Here is a 6,817-nt window from a genome sequence, read left to right as displayed (position 1 = left end):
TGCGATTATCTACAACCGAGAGATAAAGGCCTACGCCGACAGACTGGAAAAGAAAGGCAAGCCGTACAGCATTGTCCTCAACAACGTAATAAACAAACTCCTGCACATAACATACTCACTTGTAAAAAACGACTGCGACTATGAATGCAATCATGAATTACTGAGAAAACACAAAACGGAGGAACTAGTATTGAAGGCGGAACCTTCACTTGAGGCAGCGCTATAAACGTAAATAAAAAATCAACATTACAATAAATTTAGTTAAAAACGAAAAATAATCGAGATTTCCTTTGGTCAGAAACCTAGGAAGCGAACCCACCACTTCAAACGACGTTTAAGATCGAAGACAATTCCCCGCAATTCAGTGTTAAGGGTGCCAGTAGGGGCGGGGTTCATCCCCGTCCTAACCCCGCAAAAGATATATAAACATGTGGCACAGGAGGAGAATGATTACCGACAAGAGGGTGAGGGCGGGGATAAACCCCGCCCCTACCAACCACTTCAAACGACGTTTAGGGTCGGAGACAATTCCCCGCAATTCAGTGTCAAGGGTGACAATGTAGGGGCGGGGTTCATCCCCGCCCTAACCACGCAAAAGATATAAAAACGACGCACTGGATATTTTCCGTGGAATCATAGTGAGAGGAAATATAAATCTTTATGCTGCCATTATCGCTTTAGCATTTTCAAACGGATAAGAAAAAAGAAAATCATGGTCATGCTTATGCTCCCCAAGGAGCAATGGGTCTAAAGCTATGGGGTAGTCTTGCGAGCAAGCTCGCCGCCTACCCCATAGCTTTAGCCCCACACCTTTGGTGTCAAGCCTGCCCATGACGAAAATCGCTAACGCGTAAAATTGCCCCTTGGGCATAAAATCCTGCGGCCGAAAGATAGTCCATAGCGTCTTGAAAATCTGCTATGCTGCTTGTGTTCTGTTGGGTGGCATCATATTTTATGCGCTTTGCGCAATTTTATGCCAAGGCAATTTTCGTCATAGGCTGGCTTTTACCCCGTCAGGGGTGGTGTGGAAGTGATGGGGCAGACTGCGAGCTTGCTCGCAAAGGCTGCCCCATCACTTACACACCATAGCTCCATCGGGAGCTTAAGCCTGCCTATGAATATTTTCCTTGAGTTATGGACCTCTCTAACCAATTATGAACAAGGCGGGTTACGGAAGAAGGATTCTTTATCTTCTGGTGTTGCCTTAATTGTTGGGAAAACTGACAAAAAACGGGCCTTTTTTTGGCGATCTTCTGCACGAGAGGCCACTTTGCTCTCAATTTTGCGAAAAAATGGCCGTTTTTTGTAATTTGTTGATAATAAGAATGTTATGTATAGTTTACTTTTTTGAGAAGAGAAAAGGTCAAGGGTCTTACGACAAAAGACCTTTCTGAGCAAAAATTCTCTAGAGAATTTTTGCTCAGAAAGGTACTTTGATAAGGTCAAACTACCGAGATGATCGGGTCAAACTGCCTTTCTGACCAAGTAAAATCACTGATTTGCTGATGAGAAAGCACTGCTTTCTCTCTTTTTCCCTTGTTTTTTGATGAAAAGGCTCCTCTTTCTGCTGTTGCTCTTCTCTAGATTGCAAGTTTCAGAGAGAGGTGTTTTGTGAAATGTTTTGATTGCTTCCAAGATGTGTGGGCGGGTATAGAATCGGTCTCTGCATTGCCTCCTATGCGCTCAAATGGATATAGATTGTTTTGATGTGTGGGCGGTCTCATGGGAGCGTTGCTCTTGTTCTATATGAAGTTGACGCAATAGAGTGGATAGTTGGTCATCCACTCTTGGTCGTGGTAAGGCAACATGGAGAGGCGTACACCTTTCAGTTGTGGGTATTTCTCGATGTAGGTCCTAAGCGATTTGGAGTGGACATTCTCTTCTGCCTTTACCTCCAACGGAATGACGGTGCCTGCCTTTTGTATCAGAAAGTCGATCTCTATCCTTGAGTCGTTGGCACTATAATAATAAGGTGTGATGCCGCGGGCGACCAGCTGCGTCAGCACAAACAGTTCGGTGAAGGCTCCACGATATTCCGTCATAGCCGTTCCGCGGACCAATACGTCCGCAGCTGTTGTCTCTGCCATGGCTCCCATCAGCCCCACATCCAAAGAGAAGAGTTTAAAGGCATTCAGATCCTCATAGAATTTTAATGGTTTGCGAGGTTCCGACACACGTGATACTTTGTAGATGAGTCCGGCATCTGTCAGCCATTCTACGCTTCATGTCATCAAAGAGTTTTCCTGACTTCCTCACATTTTTGGTTGGATGAAGTGTCATCATTGATTATCAGTTAGTTATAAGCTTATTTCAGCAATTGATGGTGTCGCAATTACGAATTATGGAATGATATTCCTCCTTAACAGCCCGGCAGACAGTCAATGTCTTTGTCCTGACTCATATTGCCTTGCCATCTCCAGATGATACGAAAAAAGAAAATCATGTACAGGCTCCTGCTTTCGCCATTGGGACACCCAAGTTCCAAGATTGGTGACTATATCGACCCACTCATATGTTTTGCGGGGTTAGGGCGGGGATAAACCCCGCCCCTACGATAGATGACATTAACATCGTTTTTATGGTATTGCCCTGTTAACGGTGCGGTGGGGCCGTAGGGGCGGGGTTCATCCCCGCCCTAACCCTCTTGTCTGTAATATTCTCACACAGAGAACACAGAGATCTCTACCCGTGACGCACTGGATATTTTCCGTGGAATCATAGTGAGAGGAAATATAAATCTTTATACTGCCATTATCGCTTTGGCATTTTCAAACGGAAAAGAGAAAAGAAAATCATGGTCATGCTTATGCTCCCCAAGGAGCAATGGGTCTAAAGCTATGGGATAGTCTTGCGAGCAAGCTCGCCGCCTACCCCATAGCTTTAGCCCCACACCTTTGGTGTCAAGCCTGCCCATGACGAAAATCGCTAACGCGTAAAATTGCCCTTTGGGCATAAAATCCTGCGGCCGAAAGATAGTCCATAGCATCTTGAAAGTCTGCTATGCTGCTTGTGTTCTGTTGGGCGGTATCATATTTTATGCGCTCTGCGCAATTTTACGCGATAGCGATTTTCGTCACGGGCAGGCTTTGTCCCTTTGTAGGGAGTGGTGCTGAGGTGATGGGGGCAGCCGACGAGCTTGCTCGTAAGGCTGTCCCCATCACCTCAGCACCATAGCTCCATGGGGAGCTAAAGTCTGTACGTGACTATTTTCCAAAAACTTATTCTCGATTCAGGGGGACGCATTGACGAAGTCAGGAAAGAGTTTTAGTTAACACATAAGCAAAATTACATTTTTTCAACCATATCTTCTGGTTCTCGCTACACTTTTTCAACCATAGTAGCAGGCAAGTAAGCTGATCCAAAACCTTCCGTGACCAGTGTACGGTTCGTCAGGTCTATAAACATAGAAAGCCTGCTCCGGTGGGAGCAGGCTTCTATGTTTGTTTGGAATAAGTTTTTTTTGTTAATGTTTATGCTTCAGCCTTTTTCGTTTTAGCTGCGTAAGCTTCGGGTGAGAGCACAGACACGGTGCTCTTGTCGCGGGCACCCTTGTGGAAATACACCACACCGTCTTTGAGGGCATAGAGCGTATCGTCCTTGCCCTGAGCTACATTCTCACCTGGGAAGTGCTTGTTGCCACGCTGGCGAACGATGATGTTGCCGGCGATGATGCTCTGTCCACCCCAAATCTTAACGCCTAAACGCTTTGAAGCTGATTCACGTCCGTTCTTAGAACTACCTACACCTTTCTTGTGTGCCATAATGAATACCTCCTGCTTGTTAAGCGATTACTTGTTTAATTGATACCTCGGTGAACTGAGCGCGGTGGCCGTTCTTGCGACGGCAGTCCTTGCGGCGCTTCATCTTGAACACGATGACCTTGTCACCTTTGACAAGCGGGTTCACCACTTCTACTACTACTTTTGCACCCTCTACAGTAGGGGCACCGACAGTCACTGCACCGTCCTTGTCGACGAGCAGCACCTTGTCAAACTCAACAGTCTTGCCTTCTTCGGCGTCCTTGATGTGATGGACGAAGAGCTTCTTGCCCTCTTCGGCTTTGAACTGCTGACCGTTAATGTCTACGATTGCGTACATTGAATTGATTAATTAAACGGGTTTTTCCGCAAGGCGGGCGCAGCATCAGCACCTCTTGACTGAGCCTCCACGGACTAAATAACCTTGCAAAGTTACTAAAAAACTGGCACACAATGCTTATCGTAGATAAGTGGCTCTGATCTTTTATAGCTATTTAACGTTTGTATGACCTCGCAATGAAAATAAAGTGGTGATTTCTTGCCAGTTACGCAAAAAAGTTGTTACTTTGCACTCTGTTAGAAAAACAGGCAATGAAAGTATTCAAAAAGATTGTAGATCTTCAGAACGAGCTCTTCCTTGTGCGCAAGGAAGGAAAGGAAATCGGTCTCGTTCCTACTATGGGTGCATTACACGAGGGGCACGCCTCTCTCATCAAGCGTAGCGTGAAGGAAAACGGTGCTACCGTGGTGTCTATCTTCCTCAATCCTACACAGTTCAACGACAAGGGCGACCTCGAGCGCTATCCCCGTACACTCGAAGCTGACTGCAAGCTCTGCGAGGCCTGCGGCGCGCAGTATGTCTTTGCTCCCTCGGTGGAGGAGATGTATCCCACGCCCGATACCCGCCACTTTGAATTCCCCCCACAGTCGACCGTCATGGAGGGTGCCAAACGCCCGGGCCACTTCAATGGTGTCTGCCAGGTGGTGAGCCGGCTCTTCTATATCGTCAAGCCCAACCGTGCCTACTTCGGCGAGAAGGACTGGCAACAGATCGCTGTGGTGAAGCGACTGGTCAACTACATCGGATATGACAAGCTCGTGCACATCGTCGAGTGTCCCATCGTGCGCGACGAGGACGGACTGGCCAAGAGCTCCCGCAACACATTGCTCACGCCTGAGGAGCGCGCCATCGCACCGAACATCTACAAGGCACTGAAAGCCAGCGTCGACTATGCCAAGGATCACACCGTCAAGGAGACTCACGACAAGGTGGTGGCAGACATCAACGCCATCGACGGCCTCGACGTGGAGTATTTCGAGATTGTGGACGGCAACACGCTGCTCGACGTCAACAACTGGGACGACAGCGACTATGTGGTGGGCTGTATCACCGTTTACTGCGGGCACACGCCGATCCGACTCATCGACCACATCAAATACAAAGATCCAGAGACGAAATAATCGCAGTATCATAGAGATTTCAATCAGCAAACCGCTCAATATCATACCCCATGCAGATAGAAGTATTAAAAAGCAAGTTGCACTGTGTGACCGTCACTGATGCCAACCTCCAGTATATGGGCAGCATCACCATCGACGAGGATCTCATGGACGCCGCCAACCTCATTGCCGGCGAGAAGGTGCAGATCGTCGACAACAACAATGGCGAGCGCTTCGAGACCTATATTATAAAAGGAGAGCGCGGCTCGGGTTGCATCTGCCTCAATGGTGCTGCGGCGCGCAAGGTGCAGGTGGGCGACACGGTGATCATCATCGCCTATGCCATCATGGACTTTGAGGAGGCCAAGCACTACGAGCCCGTCGTGGTGTTCCCCAAGGAAGGCAATAAACTGTAAAAGCCTCACCCCCTTCCCCCTCTCCGAGGGAGAGGGGAGTGGTTACCTATAGCAGTCGCTTTTGGGAAGGGATAAAAACAGGATGTCTATAGGAGACAATATAATTAAAAAGAAGGAGATCATTTGTTGATGGTCTCCTTCTTTTTCTATACCGTATTTACTTTCCGCTGTTTGTCATATCCACTACTACACGGAAAACCTTGCCCGGATTCTCGTCCCACCACTTCATGGCTTCTGGTGCTTCTTCCAGTGTCACGTCTTTAGAAATGAGCTTGTCGACTGGGCAGGTGCCGCGTCTGAGATAGCGTATCACTGCCTGGAAGTCTTTCGGTGTGGCATTGCGTGAGCCGCGGACATCGAGTTCTTTTTTGACGAAGAGCCCGGTAGGCAGCGCAACGTCGCCTTTTGCGTAGCCGATGCAGACGACACGTCCCGTGAAGGCTACCTCGTTGACAGCGATCTGATAGGTCACGCTGCTCCCCACCGCCTCAACGATAACATCGGGGCCATCGCCGTGAGTGATCTGCTGTAGCTTGGCATGAACATCCTCGCTGATGGTGTTCACAGTGTAGGATGCCCCCATCGTCTTAGCCAGTTCGAGCTTATGGTCGTCGATATCAGCAGCGATCACCGTCGCACCACGCTGTGACGCACGCACGATGGCACCCATTCCCACCATGCCGCAGCCGATCACCATCACCGTGTCGACATCGATCACCTGTCCCCGGTCGATGGCGTGGAAGCCCACACTCATGGGTTCTATCAGCGCACAGGTACGGGGAGCAAGCTCTTTGGCGGGAATCACCTTTTCCCAAGGCAGGGTGATATATTCCCTCATCGCACCATCCCGCTGCACGCCAAGCGTCTCGTTGTGCTCGCAGGCATTGTAGCGTCCGTTGCGACACGCCGCGCAATGTCCGCAGTTGGTATAGGGATTGCAGGTCACCACCAATCCTTTTCTTAGGTCACCCGGCACGTCTGCACCGACGCGCTCGATGACAGCGCCGATCTCGTGTCCCGGAATCACCGGATTGAGAGCCATGAGGTTTCGGCCACGATAAGTGTTGAGGTCAGAGCCGCAAAAGCCGGCATAGAGTACCTTCAACAGTACCTCACCGGCTTTCGGGTCCGCAGGGGCCTCTACATCACAAACACGAATCTTTTGATCTTTGATTTGAATAGCTTTCATATTTTTTGATCTTT

General features: G+C 48.8%; 6 protein-coding genes and 1 pseudogene. 3 read left to right on the top strand and 4 right to left on the bottom strand.

Annotated elements, in window-relative coordinates:
- Positions 1 to 226 (top strand): annotated as a pseudogene (locus FYJ73_RS15745) (hypothetical protein); the annotation flags it as partial.
- A 1,516-nt stretch (positions 227 to 1,742) separates the two neighbouring features.
- Here FYJ73_RS15745 and FYJ73_RS12595 read toward each other — a convergent pair.
- From FYJ73_RS12595 to rplU, 3 genes are all read right to left on the bottom strand, one after another.
- A complete protein-coding gene (locus tag FYJ73_RS12595) occupies positions 1,743 to 2,210 on the bottom strand; it encodes a DUF4143 domain-containing protein (RefSeq protein ID WP_154535074.1) in 468 nt (155 codons plus the stop codon).
- A 1,260-nt stretch (positions 2,211 to 3,470) separates the two neighbouring features.
- Positions 3,471 to 3,761 carry a 50S ribosomal protein L27 gene (rpmA, locus tag FYJ73_RS12590; RefSeq protein WP_154535073.1) on the bottom strand — a complete coding sequence of 97 codons (291 nt, stop codon included), beginning with the start codon at positions 3,759 to 3,761 and terminating at the stop codon, positions 3,471 to 3,473.
- Positions 3,762 to 3,780: 19 nt separating this feature from the next.
- A complete protein-coding gene (gene rplU / locus FYJ73_RS12585) occupies positions 3,781 to 4,098 on the bottom strand; it encodes a 50S ribosomal protein L21 (RefSeq protein WP_154535072.1) in 318 nt (105 codons plus the stop codon).
- Between the two features lie 251 nt (positions 4,099 to 4,349).
- Here rplU and panC point away from each other — a divergent pair, with 251 nt between their 5' ends.
- Complete coding sequence (gene panC / locus FYJ73_RS12580; protein ID WP_154535071.1) at positions 4,350 to 5,219, top strand: pantoate--beta-alanine ligase; 870 nt, start codon at positions 4,350 to 4,352, stop codon at positions 5,217 to 5,219.
- Between the two features lie 50 nt (positions 5,220 to 5,269).
- A complete protein-coding gene (panD, locus tag FYJ73_RS12575) occupies positions 5,270 to 5,614 on the top strand; it encodes an aspartate 1-decarboxylase (RefSeq protein WP_154535070.1) in 345 nt (114 codons plus the stop codon).
- A gap of 157 nt (positions 5,615 to 5,771) precedes the next feature.
- Here the strand turns inward: panD and FYJ73_RS12570 are convergent, their stop codons facing one another.
- Positions 5,772 to 6,803, bottom strand: a complete 1,032-nt coding sequence (locus FYJ73_RS12570) for a zinc-binding alcohol dehydrogenase family protein (protein ID WP_154535069.1) — start codon at positions 6,801 to 6,803, stop codon at positions 5,772 to 5,774.
- Positions 6,804 to 6,817: the final 14 nt, after the last annotated feature.

The organism is Hallella mizrahii, from assembly GCF_009695775.1.
GTDB lineage: Bacteria > Bacteroidota > Bacteroidia > Bacteroidales > Bacteroidaceae > Prevotella > Prevotella mizrahii.
Note: the sequence above shows the minus strand (reverse complement) of the source record. Positions and strands in the feature narration are given on the sequence as shown.

Coding starts and splice junctions, on each gene's coding strand:
- rplU (WP_154535072.1), bottom strand. CDS start 4,098: ATGTACGCAATCGTAGACATTAACGGTCAGCAGTTCAAAGCCGAAGAG.
- rpmA (WP_154535073.1), bottom strand. CDS start 3,761: ATGGCACACAAGAAAGGTGTAGGTAGTTCTAAGAACGGACGTGAATCA.
- FYJ73_RS12570 (WP_154535069.1), bottom strand. CDS start 6,803: ATGAAAGCTATTCAAATCAAAGATCAAAAGATTCGTGTTTGTGATGTA.
- panD (WP_154535070.1), top strand. CDS start 5,270: ATGCAGATAGAAGTATTAAAAAGCAAGTTGCACTGTGTGACCGTCACT.
- panC (WP_154535071.1), top strand. CDS start 4,350: ATGAAAGTATTCAAAAAGATTGTAGATCTTCAGAACGAGCTCTTCCTT.